At 66.1% G+C, this 24,543-nt stretch carries 20 protein-coding genes; 8 read left to right on the forward strand and 12 right to left on the reverse strand.

Features of this window, described 5'->3' with window-relative positions; translation table 11 throughout:
• Positions 1-93 precede the first annotated feature (93 nt).
• Positions 94-276 carry a hypothetical protein gene (locus tag OLSU_RS03525; protein WP_013251579.1) on the forward strand — a complete coding sequence of 61 codons (183 nt, stop codon included), beginning with the start codon at positions 94-96 and terminating at the stop codon, positions 274-276.
• A 372-nt stretch (positions 277-648) separates the two neighbouring features.
• Here OLSU_RS03525 and OLSU_RS03530 read toward each other — a convergent pair whose 3' ends face one another.
• From OLSU_RS03530 to serC, 4 genes are all read right to left on the reverse strand, one after another.
• Entirely contained in the window at positions 649-2,121 is a 1,473-nt protein-coding gene (locus tag OLSU_RS03530) for a polysaccharide deacetylase family protein (RefSeq protein ID WP_013251580.1), read from the reverse strand.
• Positions 2,122-2,430: 309 nt separating this feature from the next.
• Positions 2,431-3,789 carry a DUF1015 domain-containing protein gene (locus tag OLSU_RS03535; RefSeq protein ID WP_013251581.1) on the reverse strand — a complete coding sequence of 453 codons (1,359 nt, stop codon included), beginning with the start codon at positions 3,787-3,789 and terminating at the stop codon, positions 2,431-2,433.
• A 41-nt stretch (positions 3,790-3,830) separates the two neighbouring features.
• Positions 3,831-5,054 (reverse strand): 3-phosphoglycerate dehydrogenase family protein, encoded by a 1,224-nt coding sequence (locus OLSU_RS03540; protein ID WP_013251582.1) that lies wholly within the window; start codon positions 5,052-5,054, stop codon positions 3,831-3,833.
• Between the two features lie 100 nt (positions 5,055-5,154).
• A complete protein-coding gene (gene serC, locus OLSU_RS03545) occupies positions 5,155-6,333 on the reverse strand; it encodes a 3-phosphoserine/phosphohydroxythreonine transaminase (protein WP_013251583.1) in 1,179 nt (392 codons plus the stop codon).
• A gap of 103 nt (positions 6,334-6,436) precedes the next feature.
• Between serC and OLSU_RS03550 the strand changes: the two genes are divergently transcribed.
• The 3 genes from OLSU_RS03550 to OLSU_RS03560 all read left to right on the forward strand — a co-directional run bounded on the left by OLSU_RS03550 (position 6,437) and on the right by OLSU_RS03560 (position 9,385).
• Positions 6,437-7,129, forward strand: a complete 693-nt coding sequence (locus OLSU_RS03550; protein WP_013251584.1) for an HAD family hydrolase — start codon at positions 6,437-6,439, stop codon at positions 7,127-7,129.
• Between the two features lie 118 nt (positions 7,130-7,247).
• The gene (locus OLSU_RS03555) at positions 7,248-7,619 is read left to right on the forward strand and encodes a hypothetical protein (RefSeq protein ID WP_013251585.1); all 372 of its coding nucleotides are present in this window, start codon (positions 7,248-7,250) and stop codon (positions 7,617-7,619) included.
• Positions 7,620-7,636: 17 nt separating this feature from the next.
• On the forward strand, positions 7,637-9,385 hold the full coding sequence (locus OLSU_RS03560) for an ABC1 kinase family protein (RefSeq protein ID WP_013251586.1): 1,749 nt from the start codon (positions 7,637-7,639) through the stop codon (positions 9,383-9,385).
• A gap of 80 nt (positions 9,386-9,465) precedes the next feature.
• Here OLSU_RS03560 and OLSU_RS03565 read toward each other — a convergent pair whose 3' ends face one another.
• From OLSU_RS03565 to OLSU_RS03595, 7 genes are all read right to left on the reverse strand, one after another.
• Complete coding sequence (locus tag OLSU_RS03565; protein WP_013251587.1) at positions 9,466-10,539, reverse strand: RlpA-like double-psi beta-barrel domain-containing protein; 1,074 nt, start codon at positions 10,537-10,539, stop codon at positions 9,466-9,468.
• Between the two features lie 187 nt (positions 10,540-10,726).
• The gene (locus tag OLSU_RS03570; RefSeq protein WP_013251588.1) at positions 10,727-11,452 is read right to left on the reverse strand and encodes a peptidylprolyl isomerase; all 726 of its coding nucleotides are present in this window, start codon (positions 11,450-11,452) and stop codon (positions 10,727-10,729) included.
• A 575-nt stretch (positions 11,453-12,027) separates the two neighbouring features.
• Complete coding sequence (locus OLSU_RS03575) at positions 12,028-14,010, reverse strand: ABC transporter ATP-binding protein (RefSeq protein ID WP_013251589.1); 1,983 nt, start codon at positions 14,008-14,010, stop codon at positions 12,028-12,030.
• Positions 14,010-15,827 carry an ABC transporter ATP-binding protein gene (locus OLSU_RS03580; protein ID WP_013251590.1) on the reverse strand — a complete coding sequence of 606 codons (1,818 nt, stop codon included), beginning with the start codon at positions 15,825-15,827 and terminating at the stop codon, positions 14,010-14,012. Before OLSU_RS03580 ends, OLSU_RS03575 begins: the two co-directional genes overlap by 1 nt.
• Positions 15,815-16,297, reverse strand: a complete 483-nt coding sequence (locus OLSU_RS03585) for a MarR family winged helix-turn-helix transcriptional regulator (RefSeq protein WP_013251591.1) — start codon at positions 16,295-16,297, stop codon at positions 15,815-15,817. The genes OLSU_RS03580 and OLSU_RS03585 overlap by 13 nt, the downstream gene beginning before the upstream one ends.
• A 219-nt stretch (positions 16,298-16,516) precedes the next feature.
• On the reverse strand, positions 16,517-17,377 hold the full coding sequence (locus OLSU_RS03590; RefSeq protein ID WP_013251592.1) for an alpha/beta fold hydrolase: 861 nt from the start codon (positions 17,375-17,377) through the stop codon (positions 16,517-16,519).
• A 3-nt stretch (positions 17,378-17,380) separates the two neighbouring features.
• Positions 17,381-19,429: a class I tRNA ligase family protein gene (locus OLSU_RS03595; protein WP_013251593.1), complete on the reverse strand. Its 2,049-nt coding sequence runs from the start codon at positions 19,427-19,429 to the stop codon at positions 17,381-17,383.
• Positions 19,430-19,619: 190 nt separating this feature from the next.
• On the opposite strand from OLSU_RS03595, the gene OLSU_RS03600 reads away from it, so the two are divergent.
• A complete protein-coding gene (locus OLSU_RS03600; protein ID WP_013251594.1) occupies positions 19,620-20,267 on the forward strand; it encodes an epoxyqueuosine reductase QueH in 648 nt (215 codons plus the stop codon).
• Between the two features lie 58 nt (positions 20,268-20,325).
• Positions 20,326-21,489 carry a tRNA preQ1(34) S-adenosylmethionine ribosyltransferase-isomerase QueA gene (gene queA, locus OLSU_RS03605; RefSeq protein ID WP_013251595.1) on the forward strand — a complete coding sequence of 388 codons (1,164 nt, stop codon included), beginning with the start codon at positions 20,326-20,328 and terminating at the stop codon, positions 21,487-21,489.
• Positions 21,490-21,521: 32 nt separating this feature from the next.
• Here the strand turns inward: queA and OLSU_RS03610 are convergent, their stop codons facing one another.
• Positions 21,522-22,706 carry a coiled-coil domain-containing protein gene (locus tag OLSU_RS03610; RefSeq protein ID WP_013251596.1) on the reverse strand — a complete coding sequence of 395 codons (1,185 nt, stop codon included), beginning with the start codon at positions 22,704-22,706 and terminating at the stop codon, positions 21,522-21,524.
• Positions 22,707-22,934: 228 nt separating this feature from the next.
• Here OLSU_RS03610 and OLSU_RS03615 point away from each other — a divergent pair, with 228 nt between their 5' ends.
• Both OLSU_RS03615 and tgt read left to right on the forward strand, forming a co-directional pair.
• On the forward strand, positions 22,935-23,216 hold the full coding sequence (locus OLSU_RS03615) for an HPr family phosphocarrier protein (RefSeq protein ID WP_013251597.1): 282 nt from the start codon (positions 22,935-22,937) through the stop codon (positions 23,214-23,216).
• 128 nt (positions 23,217-23,344) lie between these two features.
• Positions 23,345-24,505 carry a tRNA guanosine(34) transglycosylase Tgt gene (tgt, locus tag OLSU_RS03620; protein ID WP_013251598.1) on the forward strand — a complete coding sequence of 387 codons (1,161 nt, stop codon included), beginning with the start codon at positions 23,345-23,347 and terminating at the stop codon, positions 24,503-24,505.
• The last annotated feature ends 38 nt before the right edge of the window (positions 24,506-24,543 follow it).

Below are 24,543 nucleotides of genomic sequence, written 5' to 3' on the forward strand. Positions count from 1 at the left end.
TCGCCCCAGAGCTTGAAACGCGTCGCGCCCGGCGTTACAACATGCTTGAGCGAGGTGTCGACGTGCAAGGCGGACCCCTGGTTGGAGGCTGGCATGAGTTCCTTCTCGGTTCCAATGGTACAGTTCATCGCCCTGACGCTGCTCTGGTATGTTGCGGCGCTTGCTGCCCTCATGGTCGTTGCGGGTCTGTTGCGGCTTGCCGTGCGGAAGTTCCTGGGATCGCAGGAACCGGAGCCCAATGCCACGACCTATCCCACGGAGGTCCCTTGGGTCTAGCCGCGCACGCGGCAGGCGAGCCCTCGCGGGTGTCTCCGGAGTGCTTTTTCACAACAGTTTCCCTCCCGTCCGTTAACGGGAGCCCTTGGGATGGCAGGGGAGGTATTGTGAAAAGTTTCTTGTCCATTTTCACAGAAGCTCCCCTGTCATCCGCATCTCAGATGCCTGATGGATGGCAGGGGAGGTATTGTGAGCGGCTGCCTGCTTCCGGCTCACACTAATTCACCTGTCGTCCGGAGGGCGTGCAGAGATGGACGGCAGGGCAACTTCTGTGAGCCGTGGCGGTAAAGAGACTCACAGAAGCCCGCCTGCCAGCCACAGCTTGTCAGCCGAAAGGCTCGTGCCTGAGAGACCCCGAGAGGCGTCACAGGCCTAGTTGTCTCCAAGCTCGGTCGGCCAGACGGCGTCGGCGGGCATGGTTGCGTTGCCCGTCTTGATGTCGTCGGGAATCGAGCTGTCTGCCGCCATGAGCTCGTTGAGGGTGACGAGGGTGTAACCCTGGGACTGCAGCGAGCTGATGATGGTGGGCAGCGCCTGCACGTCTTGGCTGCGGTCCCCACCGCCGTCGTGCATCAGGATGATGGACCCGTTCGTGATGCCCCTGAGGGAGTTCGCCACGATGGCGTCGACGCCCGGGCGGCGCCAGTCCTCGGAGTCCTGGTTCCACAGGACGGAGGCGGATACGAGCCCCCCGGAGTTCAGCCAGGTGGACTCCTTGAATGCGCCGTAGGGCGGGCGGAAGATGGTCGTGGACACGCCCGTTGCGTCCTTGAGTGAGTCAAGGGAGTCGCCGAGCTCCTTCCGTAGCGCGGCCGCGTCGAGCTTGGTGAGCTCGGGATGCGTGTCGGAGTGGCTGGCGACCTGCATGCCGGCGTCGGCGACGGCCTTGGCGAGATCGGGGTACTCACGGATGTTGTTGCCCAGCTGGAAGAAGGTTGCCTTGGCGCCGTACTGCGCAAGGATGTCCAGGTACTGCTGGGTGAACTCGCTGGGACCATCATCAAAGGTCAGCGCGACGAGCTTCTGGCCGTTGTCCGGGGTGAAGTTGTGCAGGAAGACGGTGCAGTTCTGGACCTCCTGGACGGTGACCTCGGCCGTCTCGCCGGAATCCCTGCCCGTGCGCGTCTCGGTGATGCCAACCTTCCCCCACTGCTTGATGTAGGCGAAGGCGCCGTAGCCGCCCTCCATGACAAGCTTGGGCTGGACCTCCGAGGTGGTCGCGTCGTAGTCCTCGGTGGTGTCGCTGCCGTCACCGATCTCGATGGTCTCGCCGCCCCGGACGCCGTAGGCCCCGACATTCTCTGCGGAGAGGTCCTCTCCGTCGACTTTCGCCGAGAAGGGCGTGCCCCCGCCCTCTCGGATCACGTTGCCAAGGACGGAGACGTAGTTGCCCGCCGCCACCTGGATCTTGTTGTCGTCCTTGAGCTTCTCGAGGGACTCGCCCGGCTGGGCCTCGATCTGGTTGCCGTTGAGCGTGAGCTTGACCGGGCGATGGGCCCAAAGGTAGGCACCCCCGCCGATCATGGCGACGAGGAGCACCAGGGCTATGAGGGCGGGAGCCTTGCCGGACCTCCTGCGTCCGTTACCCCTCCTGCCGTGCCCCCCCTTCTCCGAGAGGGCATGCTGGCCGGTCTCGCCGCCCTGGCCGTAGACGGCGCTGGGGATGTAGTAGGCCTTCTTGACGGTGGGCTGTCCTTGGCCATGCGTCCCTGCGGTGCGGGAGTGATGCTTGCCTGTTCCATGCGCATGTGTCTGTCGGGCAGGCGCGACTCGCCGCGTCGGCCTGGATGGTGCCTCGCGCCGCGTTGAGCTGTCCGTTGGGCTGTCGTTCTCGTGCTCTGCCATGGTACTCCCGATCCATTCCGCCTTGTCGATGCCTCAGATGCATATGGCACAAGCATATCAGTTTGATCGGGGCTTAGGTTGTAGCCTCGTATAACTTCCGAGATACGAGCGCAGTCGTCCTCCCGCCTACGAGCGCAGGCGCCTCTGGAGTGGCCCTTTGGTGGAACGGACAGGTTTCCGCAGGAAACTGCAAAACTTGCGACACGCCTACCTGGTGCTTCTCGAAAACCGACAGGCTCCTGCGGAAAGCTGCTCAGTCCTGTAGACAGGTCAGGTCACCATCAGGCCGGATCGGCATCAGGCCAGAGGTCAGATCCGACGGATGAAGAGGCCGCTTCTGAGCTTGGGCTCGAACCAGGTGGACTTGGGTGGCATGAGAAGCCCCGCGTCGCCTACGGCCATCAGCTCATCGACGGAGGTCGGGAAGAGCGTGAAGGCGACGCCGCCATCCTTGGCCTGGCGTTCCAGCTCACCGGTGCCGTGTATGCCGCCGACGAAACTGATGCGCGGATCCTCGCGGGGGTCGGCAATGCCCAGGATGGGGCCCAGTATGCGCTCTTGCAGCAGGGAGACGTCGAGTGATGCGACGGGGCCGCCCGACCCTCCCTCGGGGGCGTTGCCGTCGGCTTTTCCAGCGAACGTGAGCTCACGCCAGCTGCCGTCCGCATAGAGTCCCATGCGCCCCTTGGTGTGGGGCTCGATGGGCGCAGCCTGGGGGGGACCGGCCTTAAAGCCCGCGGCCTCGATGCGGCCGACCAGCCCCTCGACGGAGAGCCCGCCCCTGTCTCGCACGACGCGGTTGTAGGGGAGCACACATAGCTGGCTGGCGGGGAACAGGACGGAGAGGAACAGGTCCCAGGGCCGTTCGGCCATCATGGCCTCGTCTGCGCCAGGGTCGGTGCCAGCGGTGGGGCCCGTGCCGATGTCATCGCCGTCGGCGCGGGCGTCCCTTGGGACTGACTGCGACTCTCGGCCTTGCCCCCGCCCATGCGCACGACGGCGCTCGAGGCTCACGGCGACTGCGGAGGCAGCACGATGGTGGCCGTCGGCTATGTAGGCGCAAGGCACGGTGGCGAAGGCGGCCTGGATGGCTGCGACGGCATCGGGCCTGGCTATGCGCCATACCGTCTGGCGCACGCCTCCCTCGTCCGTGAAGTCATAGAGGGGACTTCCCGTGCATGCGGACCGCACCAGGACGTCCAGGGCATAGCTGTCGCGGTAGGTCAGGAAGATGGGGCCGCTCTGGGCACCCGTCGTGCGGATGTGCTCGATGCGGTCGCGCTCCTTCTCGTGACGGGTGCTCTCGTGGCGCCGTATGGTGCCGTCCAGGTACTCGTTGGCCGAGCAGGCGCAGACGATGCCGGTCTGGGAGTGGCCGCCCTGCTCCAGACGATAGATGTAATAGCAGGCCGTCTCGTCGCGGACGAGGGTCCCGTCGCTGGTGCGCAGGCGCATGAGCTCGGCTGCCTTGGCGTAGACTTCGGGTGCGTACATGTCCTGTGAGGGGCCGAAGGCGGTCTCGGGCCGGTCGATCTCAAGGAAGCAGCCAGGATGCGCCGCAACGTAGGATGCCGCCTGCCTTCGGTCGAACACGTCGTAGGGGGGCGAGGCGAAGTCGGCGGCCCTCTCGGGGGTCGGTCTCCAGCAGCTCAGGGGCTCTGCGCGCATCGTGTGTCCTCTCCTCTAGTCGTTGTCCGGCCTCCGTCCCCCTAGGCCCGCGTGGCCTCGCGAGGGGGCTCCAGCACGCGGATGCGGTAGATGCCGGGTATGGGGCGCAGATCGGCAACGGCCCCGTCGTCCAGGCGTCCATCGAGGTCGATGAGGGTGTAGGCGCTGCCGTCCTGGGCCTCGTTGCTCATGCGACGGATGTTTGCATCATAGCGCGCAAGCACGGCGGTGATCTGCCCGATCATATTGGGCACGTTGTCGTGCAGAGCGGCGATGCGCAGGCCGCTCGTGACGGGCCCCAGGTCGCAGTCCGGGTAGTTGACGGAGTTACGGATGATGCCGCTCTCCAGGTAGTCCTTCATCTGGCTGACGGCCATGGCCGCGCAGTTCTCCTCGGCCTCGTTGGTGCAGGCGCCCATGTGCGGGGTGATCATGGTGCGGGGCATCCGCGTCGTCTTGGGCGTCGCGAAGTCGCACACGAGCGAGCCCAGCCGACCGTCCTTCAGCGCCGCGGCCACGGCGTCCTCGTCGATGATGTCGGCGCGGGCGTAGTTGACGAGCATGGCGCCCTCGTGCATGAGGGCAATCTGCCGGGCGCCGATCATGCGGACGGTGTCGTCCTTCGAGGGCACGTGCAGGCTCACGTAGTCGGCGTCGCGGCAGAGCTCATCGAGGCTGTCCACGCGCTTGACGCTGCGGGAGAGCTGCCAGGCATGCTCGACGGAGAGGTAGGGGTCATATCCGTGCACGTCCAGCCCGAGCGAGACGAGCGCATTTGCGACCTTGGAACCCACTGCCCCCAGCCCCACGACACCGACCTTGCGACCGATGGCCTCGTGCCCCACGAAGGCCTTCTTGTTCCTCTCGGCGTCCCTCACGATGTCAGGGTCCTGGGCGTTGTCCAGGACCCAGTTGATGCCGCCCAGGGTGCCGCGCGAGTTGACGAGGATCATGCCCACGACGAGCTCCTTGACGGCGTTGGAGTTGCCACCTGGGGTGTTGAATACCACGATGCCCCTGCGGGCGCAGTCTTCGATGGGGATGTTGTTGTAGCCGGCTCCGGAGCGCGCGACGCAGCGCACGTTGGGGCCGAGGTCCATCCCGTGGATGTCGCTTGCGCGGACCAGGATGGCGTCCGCCCCGTTCACGTCCTCGTACCTCTCATAGCCCTCACCCAGGTCGACGATGCCGTCTCGGGTGATCTTCCTGCTGATGTTGTCCATGATCTTGACGTGACGCACGGGGATTCCTCTCTGTGAGCGCATGGCCCTCCAGGGCGGAGGGCTTGCGTGCGGGTGCGGACGGGCTGCCTGCGGGTGTGCGGGCACGCGGGCGCGGATGGGTCGAGGGCCGGCGTGCTGCCGGCTAGCCAGATCGGACGCCCTTGGGGTCCGTCGGGCTTCCCGACGTCACCTGAGTCGGCGTTGCACCGGCCCTCGTCGCGTTTTCAGGCGCCGCGCCCGCATGGGTGGCCTCGAAGTCCGCCATGCATGTGACGAGCTCTTGCACGGAGGCTGGCGAGACCGCGTTGTAGCAGCTCGCGCGCATGCCGCCCACCAGACGGTGCCCCCTGACGTTGACGATGCCCCTCTCGGCCGCAGCCTCCACAAAGGAGTCGTCGAGTTCGGGAGAGGAGGTGCGGAAGGTGACGTTGGCGATCGAGCGGTCCCCTGCGCGTACCGTCCCACAGAAGAGGCCGCTCTGGTCCAGGTAGTCGTAGAGGAGCCGCACCTTGTCCCAGTTGCTCCGCTCCATGGCCTTCAGGCCCCCCTGGTCCTCGATCCAGTGGAAGACCTTGCCGCACACGTAGATGGCCCAGCAGTTGGGGGTGTTGAGCAGGGAGCCCTTGTCCGCCTCGACGCGGAGGTCCAGGTAGGTGGGGCAGATGTCGGCGAGCGCCGGTCCCTGGGCGATGAGGTCGTCGCGCACGATGACCACAGCGGTGCCGGCGGGTCCCGCGTTCTTCTGCACGCCGGCATAGACGAGCCCGAAGGCGCCCACGTCGAGCGGCTGGGACAAGAAGCAGCTGGACACGTCCGCGACCAGGGGCACGTCGTCCGTCTGGGGGAAGTCCCTCATCATGTTGCCGAAGACCGTCTCGTTCTGGCAGACATAGACGTAGTCGAGGGTCTGGTCCACGGAGTCGGGGAAGGCGGGCACGCGGTCGAAGGAGCTGTCCTCGCTCGAGGCGATGACGATGGCGTCACCGTACCTGCGCGCCTCCTGCCAGGCCCTCTTCGACCAGTTGCCGCTCACGACGTAGCCGGCGCGCCTCGTGCGCATGAGGTTGAGGGGCACGCCCGCAAACTGCAGCGTCGCCCCACCCTGCAGAAAGAGCACGCGGTAGTTCTCCGGTATGTCCAGCAGGCGCCTGAGCGTGGCCTCGGCATCGTCCATGATGGACTGGAAGGCACCGGAGCGGTGGCTCATCTCCATGACCGACATCCCGCAGCCGCGGTAGTCGAGCATCTCGGCGGCACACTCGCGCAGCACGCACTCCGGCAGGGTCGCGGGGCCGGCGGAGAAGTTGTGGACTCGGGCCATCATGCCTCCCATCCTGGTCTGTTGGAACCAACATAGCGCCTGGATGTTTCAGGCAGGCTACGGGGCCGGCTTTTGGGCCCTCGCGGTTAGGGAGGACAGACGCATGGACGGCATGGGCGAGGGGGACGCGCTCTCACGGGCCGTTGCGGCCGAGCGTACGGTGGTGGTGTTCGACTTCGATGGCACGCTCGCCGATACGATGGGCGGCATCGTCGAGGTGGCGTCGGGGGTCCTGCGCGACTTCGGTCTGGACGAGGAGTGTCTGGCGGATTGTCCCAAGCTGGTGGGTCCGCCCTTCCCCGAGGCCTTCTCGGAGGTCTTCGGCCTCTCCCTTGCGGACGCACAGCTCGTGACGGATCGCTTCCGCGAGCGCTACAACGGTCGCGGACTGGTGAACTGGCCCAACTTCCCTGGCATTCCCGAGCTGGTCAGGGAACTGTCCCGGGCAGGCAGGACGGTCGCCGTGGCGAGTTCCAAGCGCGAGGAGACCCTGCGTGTGGCACTGAGGCAGGAGGGCATCCACGACCTCTTCGACCGGGTGCGGGGCAAGCGCCGCGAGCTGGGACACGACAAGGCCGACACCCTGCGCGAGCTCATCGGCGAGCTGGGCGTCGCACCCGACGACGTCGTGATGGTGGGGGACCGCTTCTACGACGTGGATGCCGCGCTCGCGTGCGGGCTGCCCTGCGTGGGCGTCACCTACGGCAGGACGGCGCCGGCGGGCGAGCTCGAGCGGGCGGGCGCCTGCAGCGTGGCCGAATCCGTCGAGGAGCTGGGGCGCGTCCTTCTCGGCTGACGGGAACTTCCGTCACCGATCGGGCCAGACGTGATAGCCGCTTCCGGTGTGGGGTAGAAGGGGCAACAGGGAGCCAACGGACGTAGCGCTGCGGCGCGTATCACGAAAGGGGTCTGCCATGGCCGGTTTTGGCGATCTGGGCGAGGGTGTCTACAAGATGTTCCTGGCGGGCGTCGGCGCGGTCGCGATGGGTGCCGAGAAGTCCCAGGAGATCGTGGGCGAGCTGGTCAAGAAGGGCGAGCTCACGGTCGAGCAGGGCAAGATCGTCAACGAGGAGCTCAGGCACCGGTTCGAGGGCGTTGCCAACGACACCTCGGACTCGCTCCTTCGCGCCAAGCTCAGGGGCATGACGCCCGAGGAGCGTGCGGCCTGGATCAGGCATGCCCAGCAGGTGAGTGACGACCTCGAGGCCCAGGTCACCAAGGTGGAGGTCGAGGAGGGGCCCGCGACAGACGAGCCGTCCCCTTCCGCTGACACCACGACCGAGTAGCGCCCGGGCGGGGATGCATGGCCGGCAAGGGCGGCGGGAGCCAGCCGAGCGGGGACCTCGACGAAGGTGAGGTCCTGCGCGGCCTCTACGATGACATGCTTGGGGAGCGACCCAGGGGCGAGGCCGACACGATCGGCCTGTTCGGCGCACGCTCCGATGCCATCGCGGGTCTTGACATCTCGCGGCGCAGCAAGCTCGCGCGCCTGCGCGAGATGGTCGCGATCGCAAGCCACTACGACGTCTTCCACGGTCTCACGCCCTACACCTTCCGCAAGCTCTTGGAGGAGCTGGGCCCGACCTTCGTGAAGGCCGGCCAGATCCTCTCCATGCGCTCGGAGATACTCCCCCAGAGCTTCTGCGACGAGCTGGCCAGGCTTCGCACGGACGTGGAGCCGATGGACCGCGACCTGGTGCTCGAGACGCTGCGCGCCGAGTATGACATGCCGATAGAGGAGATCTTCGACGCCATCGACGACGTGCCTCTGGGTTCGGCCTCGGTCGCTCAGGTCCACAAGGCGCGGCTCGCAACCGGCGAACTCGTGGCCGTGAAGGTCCAGCGCCCGCACGTGCGTGAGATCATGGCCCAAGACATCTCCATCGTGCGTTCGCTGGCGCGTCGGGCCGAGCGCTTCATGGGCGACGAGCAGTTCCTGGACCTGCAGTCGGTCGTAGACGAGCTCTGGCAGTCCTTCAAGGAGGAGACGGACTTCTTGGTGGAGGCCCGCAGCCTCGAGGAGTTCCGCCGCAACAACGCGGACTGCCGTTTCGTGGACTGCCCGCGCCCCTATCCCAGGCTCTGCACCGAGCACGTCGTCGTGATGGACTACGTCGAGGGACTCTCCGTGAGTGATGCCGCCGCCTTGTTGTCCTGTGGCTACGACCTCGAGGAGATCGGCACCAAGCTCGTCGACAACTATGCCCAGCAGATGCTCGACGACGGCCTCTTCCATGCGGACCCACATCCCGGCAACCTCGTGGTGCGGGGAGGCAAGATCGTCTACCTCGACCTGGGCATCATGGGTCGCCTGTCGGCCCATGACCGCTCGGCCCTCTCGGACATGGTCTTTGCTGTGGCCGAGAAGGACGCAGCGCGTCTCAAGGACGGGCTCCTTCGCTTCTCGGTGGGCGACGTGGCCGACGTCGACCACCCTCAGCTGCTTGCGGACCTTGACTCGATCATCGACGAGTTTGGCACCGCCGGCCTCGCCGACCTCGACATCGGGGCGTTCGTGAACGCGCTCGTCTCCATGGCGCGCAAGAACGGCATCGAGCTGCCGGGCACCGTCATGATGTTGGGGCGCGCGCTGGTCACCCTCGAGGGGGTGGTGGACGGACTCCTTCCGGGCACCTCCATCGTGGAGATCATCTCGCGTCACGTGAGGAGCCATACGGAGCCGGGCGAGTTCGCCCGCAGCGAGGGGAAGCGCCTTGTTCGGGAGTCGGTCCGCGCGACCCATGGCCTCCTCGGCGCCGCCGCGCAGGCGAACCTCGCGATGGGCATGCTCACGCGCGGCCAGCTTCGCGTGAACCTGGACCTCCCCGGCACCAAGGACCCCGTCAGCGACCTGGCCCATGCGGCCGACCGCCTGACCATGGGCATCATCATCGCGGGCCTCTTCATCGGCTCGTCGGTGGTCTACTACGCCCGCATCCAGCCGGTCATCTTCGGCATTCCCGTCATAGGCTTCGTGGGCTACCTCATCGCCCTCATCATGGGCCTTCAGGTCGTGCGCCAGGTCATGGGCGAGTCACGCCGAAGGCGATAGGAAATCGGCTCGGGTGGTTGGGACTCGAGCCGATCTGGCCTTGGGATTGCCTTGGGTCTGGTGACCCGAGAGGTCCCCGGCTACCCTATGACACGATAGCCCACGGTGCCCACGCCGTCGAAGCCCAGGGCATGCGCGACGGCCGGCTGCAGGTCGATCTCGCGTCCTGCGATGTAGGGGCCACGGTCGTTCACGACGGCGGTGGTGGTGCGTCCGTTATAGGTGATCTCGATGACCGTTCCGAGGGGCATGGTCTTCATGGCGACGCCCATCGAGGTCGGTGTGACGACGTCGCCCGAGGCGGTGGCGCTGTACATGAGGCCGTCGCCCTCGCCGTAAGTCGATGCGCCGACGTAGGTGTACGAGCCACTCGGTGCACTGGGGCTCGGATTGGGGTCCGAGCTGGCGTTCGAGCCCGAGCCGTCTGCCGAACTGGAGTCGCTGGCACTGTCGTTGGCATTGTTGGAGGAGTCGTTGCTGCCACCGCTTACGCCGCCGTTGGTGCCGCTGGTGGCTGCGGCAACCTCGGTCGCGGTGCTGTCCTGCTGGCCTGCCGCCTGCTGGGCCTCATAGGCGGCCTGGGCGGCCGCGGCGTTCTCCATGGCCTTGCGCTCTGCGGTCTTTCGCGCGGACTCCGCAGACTCATAGGCGCTCTGGGCCTCTGCGACCTTGGCATCGATGGCGGCCTTCTGCGACGTGAGGTCGGCCCTGGTCGCCTGGAGCTCGGCCTCGGTCTTAGCGAGTCCCTGGATGGCATCCATGTTGGACTGCGTCACCGTGTCGAGGTACATGAGAGAGGCGACGAACTGGTTGAAGTCCTCTGACGAGAGGAGCAGCGTGAGGAGGTTTGCCTGGTCCTGCGACATCTTGTACGAGGCGCGGATGGCGGTGGACGCCTTCGCCTTCTGCTCCGGGAGCGCCGCCTCGAGCTCGTCGATGCGCTGCTGGTTGTCGTCGATCTGCTGCTGGAGCTGGGTCGCCTGATCCTGTGCCTGCTGATAGGCGTCGGCAGCGGTGATGGCTGCGTTCTGGAGGCTCTCCAGGCTCTCGTCCGCAAGCGCGGGGAGCGGGGTGGCCCAGCAGAGGGTGGCCGCCGTGATGATGGCTACGGCGTCGCGGCCGAATCGCAGGGCGGGGCGCGTCGGTGTGATCATGGTCCTCCTGAGGTTGCGTCAACGAAGGTCTTCCGTGACGGCGCTACAGACCCCTCTATCATAAGGCCTTGTCGGGTGCCGTGGGCAAACTACACGAAACGGACCATGCGGGCGAACCGATGGCGGCCGGCATCGAGCGGCACGCGAGGGCGGTCGTGTGGCGTCCGAGGTTGGCGCCGAGCGGGGACTAGTCGACCATTGCCATGGACGTGATGCGCGGCTGCTGGTCCTTGGGGACGGTGCCGTTCGAGTCGGTGGGCACGATCTTCTCGCATATGGCATCGATGACCTCGAGACCGCTGGTGACCCTGCCGAAGGCGGCGTACTTGCCGTCAAGCGAGCTCGAGTCCGCGTGCATGATGAAGAACTGGGAGCTGGCAGAGTTCGCGTCGTTCGAGCGCGCCATGGAGATGACCCCGCGCTTATGCTGGATGGCGTTGACAATGCCATTCTCGGAGAACTCGCCCTTGATCCTTCTGGCGGAGCCGCCGGTGCCGTCCCCGTTTGGATCGCCGCCTTGGACCATGAAGCCACCGATGATGCGATGGAAGGTGAGGCCATCGTAGAAGCCGCTCTGAACGAGGTCGGCGAAGTTGCTGACCGTGATAGGCGTGTTGTTGGCGTTGAGTTCGAGTTCGATGGTGCCGAAGTCCGCCACCTCGATCGTCGCATGGTGCATGCCTGAGCCGAAGCCGTTCTCGAGGGGCCTCGTGAGCAGCTCGGGCTCGCTGGAGGAGGGCGTGCCGGCGGAGGAGCCATCGGAGGAGCTGTCGGACGAGTCGGAGGATGATCCGTCAGATGCCGTCGGGTCGGAGCCGGGGGCAAGCCTGCACCCGGAAAGCCCCAGCATTCCGTTCACGCCGAAGGTTGCCGTCAATCCAAGGAAGGCCTTGCGGCTCATCGATGCGCTCATATCTTCTCCTCTGTGCCGAACTGTGGAAAGCTGCGTGGTCCCTAGCTACGCAGCCCCTAACTTGTCGTGTGCCGTGAGGCCGTTTGCACCGACGATGCGGGACGTGGGCGGGAGATCATCGCATGCGCCGTGCGGTCGCTCCCGATTATAGCGGTCGACGGGTGCGGGCAGGGGAGGGCCCCGTGCCCATCGAAGCGGAAGCGCCTCGGGCGCACCTCGAGATACGCTCGTGCCCCTGTCGATTGCCCGGGAGTGAGCGGTGGCTGACCGGAAGTGTGCGCCAGTTCGCCAGAGTTGGCCAGAAGTGTGCACCATTTAGCCAGAAGTGTGTACCAGTGCTCACTTCTGATGATTTTGGCAAGCGTTGTACCTGCGGCGTTGCCGAGAGATGCATGCTTGTCGAACGTTGCAGGCCTTCGGAGACCCTAAAAAGTACTCACTTCTGGAGGTCAGAGACATCTAACGGCCAGGGGTCAGACATTTAACGGCTGCCGAGGGAACGACCGCCGAGGGGAATGCTTGACGGTGACGCCGCAACCGGCGGACGGCACCACATCGCGCCTTTGCCCGGCTGCCTACTCCAGCTCGAACGCGCCGGTGTAGAGCTGGTAGTAGGTGCCCCTCTGGGTGATGAGCTCGTCGTGGGTGCCACGCTCGATGATGCGGCCGTGGTCCAGGACGATGATCACGTCGGAGTTGCGGACCGTGGAGAGGCGGTGGGCGATCACGAAGGTCGTACGGCCCTGCATGAGGGCGTCCATGCCACGCTGGACGATGGCCTCGGTGCGCGTGTCGATCGAGGACGTTGCTTCGTCGAGGATCATCGCGGGGGGGTTGGCCACGGCAGCGCGGGCGATGGAGAGCAGCTGGCGCTGGCCCTGGGAGAGGGAGGCCGCATTGTCCGTGAGCATGGTGTCGTACCCCTCGGGCAGGCGTTCGATGAAGGAGTCCGCACCGGCGAGCTTGGCGGCGGCGATGCACTCGCCGTCCGAGGCAGTGAGACGCCCGTAGCGGATGTTGTCCATGACGGTGCCGGTGAAGAGGTTGACGTCCTGCAGGACGATGCCCAGCGAGCGCCGCAGGTCGGCCTTCCTGATCTTGTTGATGTTGATGCCGTCGTAGCGGATCTTTCCGTCGGCTATGTCGTAGAAGCGGTTGATGAGGTTGGTGATCGTGGTCTTGCCGGCTCCCGTCGCCCCCACGAAGGCGACCTTCTGGCCGGGCTTCGCGAAGAGCGAGACGCCATGCAGGACGGTGTGGTCGGGCGTGTAGCCAAAGTCGACGTCGGTCAGGCGTACGTCACCCTTGAGCGGGGTGTAGGTGACGCTGCCGTCGTGGTGCGGGTGCTTCCAGGCCCACAGGTCGGTGCGCTCGCCCGTCTCGACCAGCTCGCCCTGCGCGTCGCGCCGTGCGTTCACCAGGGTGACGTAACCCTCGTCGGACTCCGGTTCCTCGCCCATGAGGCCAAAGATGCGCTCCGCTCCCGCGAGGCCCATGACCACGAAGTTGATCTGCTGGGACACCTGCCCGATGGACCCCGCGAAGCGCTTGGTCAGGTTGAGGTAGGGGACCACGATGTCGATGGTGAGCGCCAGCCCGCTGATTGAGAGGTTGGGAACCGAGAGGGACATGAAGACACTGCCCGCCAGCGCCACCAGGACGTAGGCGAGGTTGCCGATGTTGAAGAGGATCGGTCCGAGCGTGTTGCCATAGATGTTCGCGGCCTTCGAGGCCTGGAAGAGCTCCTCGTTGACCTTGTCGAAGTCGCGCTCCATCTGAGGCTCGTGTGTGAAGACCTTGACGACCTTCTGACCGTTCATGGACTCCTCGGCAAAGCCCTCGGCCTTGGCGATGCTGACCTGCTGTGCAAGGAAGAAGTGCGCGGAACGCCCTCCCATGAGGCGCACCAGCCAGCCCATGAAGGCGACCATGGCGAGCACGACGAGTGACAGGGGGACCGAGTACCACAGCATGATGAACAGGACGGAGGCCATCTGCAGGAACATGGTCAGCAGGTTGGGGAGGGCCTGGCTGATGAGCTGCCTCAGCGTGTCGACGTCGTTGGTGTAGTGCGACATGATGTCGCCGTGCTTGTTGGTGTCGAAGTAGCTGATGGGCAGGTCCTCCATGTGGTCGAACATGGCGTTCCTGGTCTTCATCAGGGTGCCCTGGGTGACGACGGCGGAGAGCTGCGTTTGGACGACGTTGCACGTGATCGCTACCGCGTAGATGATCACGAGCTGGGTCATGAGGGGCGTAAGCTCGACGAGCGCGCTTGCCCAGTCGCCTGCCTGCCAGTACTTTCCTACGACGACGAGGGCCTGCTGCATGTAGATCGAAGGCAGCGAGGTCAGGATTGCCGCGGCGACGATACAGATGACGATGACGATGGTCTGCGCGGGGTAAAACGAGAAGACCATTCCCATGACCTTGCGAAGCGTCGCCATCGGATTGGACGGTCCGCGGCCCTTGCCGCCCCGGGGGGCCTGCGCCTCGGTTGCGCCTCGCTTTGCGGTGGCGCCCGCCTCGCCCGTCGTCCTCTTGGGGTCGTCTGCCATTACGCCTCGCCTCCTTTCAGTCTTTCCGCACCCTCGTCTTCGATCTCGCCCATCTTCACGTCGTGGGACTGCTTGTTCTGGGACGTGTAGGTCTCGCGGTAGATGGAGCTCGTGCGCAGGAGCTCGTCGTGCGTGCCGATGGCGCTCACCTTTCCGTCGTCCAGGACGACGATACGGTCCGCATCCTCGACCGAGCTGGTGCGCTGGGCGATGATGAACTTGGTGGTCTCGGGGATGAAGCTACGGAATCCTTGTCGGATGAGCTTGTCGGTCTTGGTGTCGACGGCCGAGGTGGAGTCGTCCAGGATCAGGATCTTGGGACGCTTCAGGAGGGCGCGCGCAATGCAGAGGCGCTGCTTCTGGCCACCCGAGACGTTGGTGCCGCCCTGCTCGATGTAGGTGTCGTACTGCTGGGGGAGTTGCTGGATGAACTCGTCGGCCTGGGCGAGCCTGCAGGCCTCGACGAGCTCCTCGTCGGTGGCGTCCGCCTTGCCCCAGCGCAGGTTCTCCTTGATGGTTCCCGAGAAGAGGACGTTTCTCTGCAGCACGACGGCCACCTCGTTACGCAGGGTGTCGAGGTCGTACTCGCGGACATCGTGCCCACCGACTTTGACCGATCCCCTGGAAGTGTCGTACAGGCGGCAGATGAGCTGGACGAGCGTCGACTTAGAGGAGCCCGTGCCACCGATGATGCCGACGACCTCGCCGCTCTTGACGTGGAGGTCTATGTCGTCGAGGGCCATGCGCTCGGCGTCTTCCGAGTACTCGAAGCTGACGTGGTCGAAGTCGACGGAGCCGTCGACGACGGTGTAGAGGGGATTGTCGGGGTCCGTGAGGTCGGGGACCTCGAGGAGCACCTCGCAGATGCGGCGCGCGCTCTCCTCTGACATGGTGACCATGACGAAGATCATGGAGAACATCATGAGCGAGATGAGCATGGAGAAACCGTAGGTGATGAGGGCCGAGATCTGGCCGACGTTCATCGCGGCGCCCTGGCTCTGCACGATGGCGCGCGAGCCGAAGAAGATGACGAAGGCATAGATCACGTCGATGGCCAGAGACATGAGGGGCATGTTGAAGGCGAGGATGCGCTCCACATGGACGAAGTCGTGGTAGAGGGCGCCGGAGGCGGCGTTGAACTTCTCCTTCTCGTGGTCCTCCCGCACGAACGACTTGACCACGCGGATGCCGCTAACGTTCTCCTCGACGGAGTCGTTGAGCTTGTCGTACTTCCTGAAGATGCGACGGAACATCGGCATGACCTTGATGGCGACGCCAAAGAGGATGGCGCCCAGCACCACGGAGACGATCACGTAGATGACCGCCATGGGGCCGCCTGTGACGAAGGCCATCACGATTGCGAAGACGATCATCATGGGCGCACGCAGGGCGGTGCGGATGATCATCATGTAGGACTGCTGGACGTTGTTGGTGTCGGTCGTCAGGCGCGTCACGAGCGAGCTCGTCGAGAAGCGGTCGATGTTGCTGAACGAGAAGCGCTGGATCGTCGCGAACATGTCATGGCGCAGGTTCTTGGCGAACCCGGTTGCCGCAACGGAGCAGGTGACGCCTGCGAGCGCCCCGCACGCAAGCGACAGGAGGGCGAGCGCGAGCAGCACGAGGCTGTAGTGGACGACCACGTCCATGCCGGCACCCATCTGCATCCGGTCGATCAGCTGCGCGGTGATGAAGGGCAGGATGCACTCGATGACGACCTCGCCTGTCACGAGCAGGGGGGTCAGGAGCGAGTCCCTCCTGTGTTCGCGAACGCTTCCGCCGAGCGTCGAGAGAATCTGCCGATACGTCAGTTCTTGCATGTGCCTTCCTTCGTCCCATCACCGTACGTGCGCCAGTGGTCGGCAACCTTGTCGAGCATGTCGGCGAGCTGTTCCCTCTCGTCGACCGTCAGTGGCGAGAGGGATGCCTCCTGGAAGGCGAGCTTCTGCCGCACGATCTGCTCGGCCCGACGCGTCCCCCCCTCCGTGAGGGCGATGTCGAGCTGCCTCCTGTCCCGAGCGGAGCGTGTCCGCAGGACCAGTCCCTCCGTCTCGAGCTTTGCGAGCACTTCCGAGAGCGCCGCGGCCGTGACGTGGGCGTGCTCCTGGAGCTCCCGCTGCGTCATGGCCCCGCCGCTTCTCAGCAGCCGGGACAGTATGTACTGCTTGCCGCCTCGTCCCCCCGCATGGACGTGGAGGAAGTGCCCGAAGAAGCCAAGGTCGCGCAGGACCCGGGCCTCCGTCGCACGACTGGCCCGCTCCATGCGCTTTTCCAGCCCCTCGTCCCTCAAGGCCCCTCCTTCCGTGTGTAGGATCGTGAAACTCGGTCTATGAGACGGTAGGTGCTTGGGGAGAGGAACGCAAGGTACTTGACAAAATTGAAAGGTACCTAACGGAATCTGCACACAAAGATGCCCTCCCCGCGGCCCGCATGCCACGAGTCCGCATGCCACGAGTGGGTGCATCGGGGCAGGTGGGAGTGGCGGAGGGGTCTGGGTCTGACCCTGACGTCATCCTATCGGCAACTCGGCTCGCCCCAGCGTGCGCAGGAGCTCATCGCACACCTCGTCCGGGACCTCCTTGGGAAGCGTGTGACCCGCACCGGCAACTATGCGGAGTCGCGCGCCGGGGATGGACCGTGCGATCGTATGCGTCTCCTGTGGCCTGACGCAGTCGAACTCGCCCGCCATCACCGTCGTGGGACAGGAGATGCACCCTAGGCCCTCGGCGTCGATGTGGGGCTCCCGGAGCATGAGGTCCAGCAGCTCCGCAGTCTGGCGTGCCTCGGCGGCGCTGGGCGTGACAAGCGTCGCGTCGACGTCCCCGCCCGCCTGGCCCTCGAGCCAGTCAGCCCAGGCCCTGCAGGTCGCCACGGTTCCCGCGACGTCCCAGTCCTCGTCCTCGATGATGCCCTCGGGCGTGAGGTTCGCGCCCAGGACGGTGAGCGAGCGGACCCGTTCGGGATGGTCGCGTGCCAGCACCAGCGCCTCGATGCCGCCGTCGGAGAACCCCAGGATGTGTGCGCAGGCCATGTCCAGCCGATCCATCACGTCGAGGGCATCTCGTGCCATGAGCTCGTAGCTGAGCCTCTCGGCATCCCCGCGCGTCGATCGGCCCTGCGCCCTGGAGTCTATCCCCACGGCCCTGTGCCCCCGTGCCACGACGGCGTCGACCATAGGACCGAAGATCCCGTGCTCCTCCCCGTTGCCGTGGAGGAAGACCACGTCATCCCGCCCACCTGCCCGTCCGTACACGAAGGCGGCGATCCGGGCCCCGTCGTCCGTCGTGACATGCCCCGCCCAGCACGGCGCCGTCTGGGGACGACGGTAGGGGCTGGGGAAATGGGGCTGCGGTGGCCTGGGTGCGTCCATGGGCTACTTCTGCCGAATCTGGCTGGGGTGCCTCTCGAAGAAGTCGAAGCGCGGTGGGAGCCCCACCGTCTGGTGCGTTGCGGGCGTGGTGCCCTGTGCCTGGCAGAGCTGTGCGATCGAGTCGAAGGCGTGCTCCCAGTCGAAGAAGAGGTCGCTGTCGAAGCCCAGATGCTCGCAGACCTTCTCGCAGCCCGACGGCGTCGCTGGGTGCATCAGCAGCGTCACCGTGCGAAGCGCCTGGAAGGCGTCGGCGAGCGCCTGCTCGTAGGCGACGTCGTCACCCTGGGCCGCCTTCGAGGCCTCGCCCCAGCGCTTGTTGGCCGCCCGTGCGAACGCGTCCACTGCTGCCAGGGCGTTGTGCGCGTCGAAGCCGTGGGCGAGGCGCTCGAAGCGGAGGGTCACCTCCCTGCAGGCAGCCATGACGTCGTCGTGCGCGGCAAGTGTCGGCAGGTGGCCCGCGCACGCGCTCTGCGTGCCGTAGAGGCAGCTGCGGGCCAGGCGGTTGAAGATGTTCGTGAGGAACGCCGACTCCTTGAGGGCTGGGTCGACCACGCGTGGGTCGTCCCTCACCAGGACGTCCCTGCCGGTCTTCCTGTCCCTGTGGCTGACGCTCGTGTCATAGGGCTTGGGCGAGAAGGACACCGCCCTCTGGTCGAGGCCCAGGCTCAGCCAGTGGCATCGCAGCTGCTCGGCACTGTAGTGGTCCAGGAGTTCGGTGGCCATGGGCGGCTTGATGGCGCCTGAGCTCGACGCCTTCCTGTTCATGAACAGGATGTGGTAGTTGGCGACGGGGACGTCCTGAGAGAGCCCCCAGTCGAGCGCGTCCCACAGCGCGGGCTGTGCGACGCAGTAGAAGTAGATGTTGTCCTGACCGATGAACTGGTAGACCTTGGCGTCGTCCGCGCACCACCAGTCGCGCCAGTCGTCGCTCGAGTAGCGCATGCCACCGGAGCGTGCGTCTGCGTCGAGCAGCGCCTGCGTGAAGGAGATGGGTGCCCACAGGGACTCCGGCCAGCACCAGACGGTGAGGTCGCGGACGTCTTCCAGCACGGGTGCCGGGACGCCCCAGTCGATGTTGCCGGTGATGCGGAATGGCAGGAGCGTCTTGCCCGTGCGGAAGCGGACGTGCGCTTCCTCCAGGACGCTGCGGGCCTGGTCGCGCTGCTCCCAGTCGGCAAACTCCACCGAGAAGGACTGCTGCCCCCTCTCGGGCTCGCGCAGCGCGTGTGCGGGGAGCCTGTCCGCGATGGCGTCGAACTCGTCGCGGAACTTGTCCTGTATGTACATAACCGGTGCGGCGAGGGACTCGCGGACGGTCTTGGTGACGACGGGGCGCACCTGCTCGTCTGTGTCCCATGCGTCCACGAGGCCCTCGAGCCGTCCCTTGAACGCAGGAAGGTCGAAGTACCAGTTGTCGACCGGACGCAGCTCGGGCGTGGTGCCCGTGAGCTGTGACACGGGGGAGATGAGCTCCTCGGGCTCGAACTGGTGTCCCAGGTCGCACTCGTCGGCGTAGGCCCTCTCGGACTTGCACCCGCGCACCGGGCAGCGCCCGATGACCTGTCGGCCGTTCAGGAACTGGTTGGCCTCGACGTCGAAGAACTGTCTCGTCGACATCCTGTGGAGGTGACCCCGCTCGTACAGGCGCGCTATGACCTCCGAGGTCAGGCGCTCGTGGTAGGGTGCCGCGTCCTTAGTGCCCGATCCCGCGAAGAGGTCGAGGCTGATTCCATAGGCATCGAGTGCGGCCCTCTGCGCGTCGTGGTTGGCGCCCACATAGTCGACGATGCTGCCCGTGTAGCCGTCATCCTCGACCTTCTTGCGGTAGCCCTCCATGATGGGTGAGCCATAGCAGTCGGTCCCCGAGACAAAGACGACGTTGTCGGCCCCCAGGCGGTCGCGCAGGAAGCGCGCGAAGAAGTCGGCGGGGACGAAGACGCCCCCGATGTGGCCGAAGTGGAGGTTCTTGTTGCCATAGGGCATGCCGCCGGTGATGACGGCACGCCGGGGGAAGCTGGGACGCCCCGCAGTGGGGGTGCTGGTGTCTGCCATGTGACTCACTGGTTCCTTCGGTTGCTCCGGGGGTGCTCTGGGGGAAGTGAACGCCCGCGATTATCCCACAACGCGTCAGGCGTCGCGGCGCGGGCCATGCATGCGCGTCGTTTCGGTGCAGGCCCCTCGGCGTTGCTAGAATGGTGCGCGCCAGCGAACTAGGGTCTCGCGTCATGACGGGAGGGGACGGATGTCCGAGAAGAGCGCGGCCACGCCGCTCCTGCTGCATGCCTGCTGCGGTCCGTGCTCGCTCGAGCCCGTCAAGTACCTGCGGCGCGAGGGCTTCGAGCCCACGATCTGCTGGACGAATCCCAACATCCAGCCCCTCGCGGAGCATGACCGGCGCCTCGCCGTCCTGAGGGACTGGGCGTCTCGCGTCGCACACGTCGACCTCATAGTGGCAGACGACCAGCGCGAGCTGTGGGAGCGCACGGTCGCCCCCGCAGGCCTCGACCGTGCCCGTCGCTGCCGGCTCTGCTATGCCCTGCGCCTGGCCGAGAGCTGCCGCGTCGCGCGCGAGAGGGGCTTCTCGCACATCTCCACCACGCTCGCCGTCTCCCCCTACCAGCTCTTCGATGACTGCTGCGACGTGTTGGCCTCCCTCGCCGCGCGCAACGGCCTCACACCTGTCTGGCGTGACTTCAGGCCCTACTACGCCGAGTCCGTGAGCGACTCGCGCGAGCTGGGGATGTATCGCCAGAACTACTGTGGCTGCCGCTTCTCGGCCGCCGAGGCCGCACTCGAGCGCCATGAGGCCCGCGACTGGCGCAAGGCCGCGAAGGCCGCCCGACGCGCGGGCAAGGAACCGCCTCCTCGTTCTGGGTACCTGCCAGGATAGCGCAGCTCCGACGAGCCCATCCACAGACGATCCCCCGCCATGCGGGAAAGGAAGCATGATGCGTACCGATGACTTCGACTACCCGCTGCCCGACTCACTCATCGCCCAGGTGCCCTGCGAGCCCCGCGACGCCTGCCGCCTGCTGGTCCTCGACCGGAAGGACGGCTCCGTCGAGCACCGCAGATTCACGGACCTCGTCGACTACCTCGAGCCGGGGGACCTCCTGGTCGCCAACAGGACCCGCGTACTGCCCGCGCGCCTCATGGGCCACAAGCGCGGCACCGGCGGCGTGTCTGAGACGCTGCTGCTCGCGCGTCGCGAGGACGTCGACGCGCTAGGCCATGTGTGGGAGTGCCTCGTCAAGCCCGGCAAACGCCTCAAGCAGGGCGCCGTGGTGGAGTACCGCGAGGGTGGCATCCATGCGCCGATGGACTGGCCCGTCGTCCTGACCGGCGAGGTCATCGACTACGTGGACGAGAGCCGTGGCGGACGCCTGGTGCGCTTCGAGCCCGTGGGCGGCCTTTCGCTGGACGAGGCCATCCACAGGGCCGGTCACGTGCCCCTGCCCCCCTACATAACCGACTACGAGGGTGATCCCGAGAGGTACCAGACCGTCTATTCCATGCGAGAGGAGCACTCAGCCGCGGCCCCCACGGCCGGCCTCCACTTCACGCCCGAGCTCATCAAGCGCATCCGCGGGCGGGACATCGACTTCAGGACCGTCGAGCTCGAGGTCGGCATCGACACCTTCCGCCTGGTCGAGGAGGACGACCCCACGCAGCATGCCATGCACACCGAGCGCTATCACGTGGGAAGAGGCGTCGTCGACGCCGTCCATGCGACCAAGGCGGCGGGACATCGCGTCATCGCCGTCGGCACCACGTCCGTGCGCTCTCTGGAGAGCGCCTTCGACCCGGACGTTCCCGCCTGGGGCACCCCCGTCTGCGCACGGCGCTTCGAGGGCGCCCGGGACTCCGCCCGCCTTCTCGGCAGAGGGGACATCGTCGAGCGCGTGGACGCCACGACCGACCTCTACCTCATGCCCGGCTCCACCTTCCACGTGGTCGATGCCATGATCACCAACTTCCACGTGCCACGCTCGACCCTCATGATGCTCGTCTCCGCCTTTGCGACGCGCGAGCAGATCATGGGAGCCTATCAGGCCGCTATGAACGAGGGCTACCGCTTCCTCAGCTTCGGTGACGCCATGCTCATAGAGTAGAAGGCGGAGGGCCGGGGGATGGGAGGGACGTCCTACCAGCGAAGGAAGAGCGTGATGGCCACGATCACGATGACGATGACGGCAACTGTCGCCGCCACCATGAGGGTGTAGCGCTGGCGACGGGTGCTCAGGCGTAGCTCGCGTTCCTCGTGGGCAAGCTCCTCGACGGTCGCCTGCCGCTGCTCGAGGTCCCTCATCTGGGCGTCGACCTTCTCCTGGAGCTGACGGGTAAGCTCTGGGGTCGTGTGGATGTCACGCGCCTCGTCCAGGAGCCGCTGCGCCGCAGACATGCGCCCCTCGGCGGCCTCGCGCCCCTTTGCCGCCTCCTCGGCCTCCTGCCTGCATCGTGCGATCTCGTCGGAGAGGTCCTTCTCCCTGCCCATGGCCTCGTTGTAGAGCCGTTCGTACTCCTCGCGCCTGCCATCGGCCTCGTGCTTGGCGTCATCGGCCTGGCGCTCCACGGTCTCGAGAGACTGTCTCTGGGTCCAGAGGTGGGTCTGGGCGTTGTCGACGAGGAGCTGGCACTCCGCCGTCACACGCGTGACCTCCTCGCGGGCCGCATCCAGATGGGCCTGTTCCGCGACCGCCTCGCTCTGCATCTTCGAGATGGCACCAGGGGCCGCGGAGGGGTTCGTCTGCAGCGCGTGGAGGTCCGACTGTACCTTGCGCAGACGCTCCTGGGCGTTGTCCACCGAGCGATTCGCCGCCGCAATGCGCTGTTCGCGCCGCTTTGCGGCATCGCTGACCTGCTGATCTGCGCCCTTGATGGCACGCTTGAGCTCCGAGAGCGACTTTGCTGCGTCATCGGAGCGGCCCTTGGTCGTCTCCATGAGGTCACGGTATGGCCGCAGCTGCCCCTCGTGCTTCTCCTTCATGGCGGCGAGCTGCCCCTCGAGCGCGCCTCGCTTTTCCTCCGCCTGGTCGATGGCGCCCTGCGTGGCCTGACGCTCGGACGTCGCGGCCCCAAGCTCGGCACCCTGGTCGGACACTATCTGCTCGAAGTTGCGCTCTATGTCGAGACGATGCGCGAGGACGCCCCTGCTCTCGTCGAGCGCGTCCTGGGCCGATTTCAGCTGGGCGCGCGCTTCTGCATGCTGGCGGGCGGCACCGCGCACCGCGGCAATGGCGCCGATGCCGGCCCTGAGCGCTCCGATCGTCGCTTGCTGACCCCGCCCGGCGTCGCCTTCGCCGTCCTGTGCCGTGGGCTCGTCTGCCATGGGTGCTCCTCCCGCTCTCGCCTGACCTCATGACGGTACAACATCTTCGTTGCCGGAAGGCCCCGCCCGCGCCGACTCCTCCGTGCCGTCATGTGCGAGAGGCCCCGGGGAGAAGAAATGTCCGATGGAATCATGCATAATCGCCGTAGTTTGTTACTATGGACGGAGTTCTTGGTGCAGTAGGGGGGAGCCGTCGGCTTCTCACAAAGGGACGCAAAGGAGTGCGTTATGGTTTCCAAGCAAGTGACTATCGTCAGCGCAACTGGTCTTCATGCCCGTCCGGCCTCTCAGTTCGTCCAGGTTGCCAAGGGCTTCCAGAGCGACGTCAAGATCTCGGACGTCGACAAGGGCACCGCTCCCGTCAACGCCAAGTCGATCATGATGATCCTCGCAGCAGGCCTCGGCACCGGCTCCAAGGTCGAGATCACCTGCGAGGGTCCCGACGAGCAGGACGCCCCGGGCGCGCTCCTCGCCATCAAGGACAACGACGAGAACCTCTTCTCCGAGTAGCCCGCTGCGCGCAGGCCTCGCCTCGGCGTGACTCCAGGGCCCGGCACCCAAGGTGTCGGGCCCGTTTGCGTGGCGTGGCCGTTTCCGGGCGCGTCGCATCGAACACCACCAGGCTGGAAGGCAGCACCGTGAACGACACCCACACGAACCCGCGCGAGAGCTGGTTCACCTATGACATCGTGGCCGAGGACCCCCTGACCCACGCGCGCGCCGGCGTGCTGCACACCCCGCACGGCGACGTCCCCACGCCCATCTTCATGCCCGTTGGCACCAAGGCGACGGTGAAGGGGCTCCTGCCTGGACAGCTTGAGGAAATTGGCACCAAGATCCTCCTCGCCAACACCTATCACCTCGCCATGAGGCCCGGTGCCGATCTCGTCGAGGAGATGGGCGGCTTGCACGAGTTCATGCAGTGGAAGGGTCCCATCCTGACGGACTCGGGCGGCTTCCAGGTCTTCAGCCATGGCGACTTCACCAAGCTCACGGATGACGGGGTGACGTTCCGCACGGTCGACTACGACGGCTCCTACGTCACGTGGACGCCCGAGAGGAACATGGAGATCGCCCAGAAGCTCGGTGCGGACATAGCCATGCAACTTGACCAATGTCCCGGCTACCCCGCGACGCGTGCCTTCGTGGAGCGCGCGGTGGAGCTCTCGAGCATGTGGGCTGAGCGCTGCTGGAAGGCGCATGGGAGGGACGACCAGGCGCTCTTCGGCATCGTCCAGGGAGGCATGCACCTGGACCTCCGGTTGAGGTCGCTCGCGCACCTTGAGGAGTGTGGCGACTTTCCGGGCTACGGCATCGGCGGCTACTCGGTGGGCGAGGATCACGAGACCATGTTCGAGACCCTCGAGCCACTGGTCAGTGACTACATGCCCAGAGACAAGCCACGCTACCTCATGGGCGTGGGCAATCCCACCACGCTGGTGCGCGGCGTGTCCTGCGGCATCGACATGTTCGACTGCGTGCTCCCCACGCGCACGGCCCGCATGGGCTGCGCCTTCACGGGCCAGGGTCGGGTGAATCTGCGCCATGCCGCGCACACGCACAGCCACGACCCCCTCGACCCCGACTGCGCCTGTCCCGTCTGCACTGGCGGCTACACCCGAGCCTACCTGCATCACCTCGTGAGGCAGAGGGAGATGGTGGGCTCCATCCTGCTGTCCCTGCACAACCTGCACTACCTGCTCGACCTCATGCGCCGCGCCCGACAGGCCATCATGGAGGGGCGCTACGGCGAGTTCGTCTCGGCTTGGGGGGACCTGCCCGCCGCCAACGACTGGTAGGCAAGTGGTCTATCATGAACGGGTTAAACCAGCCGGGG

The organism is Olsenella uli DSM 7084 (genome assembly GCF_000143845.1).
In the GTDB taxonomy this organism is placed as follows: Bacteria; Actinomycetota; Coriobacteriia; order Coriobacteriales; family Atopobiaceae; genus Olsenella; species Olsenella uli.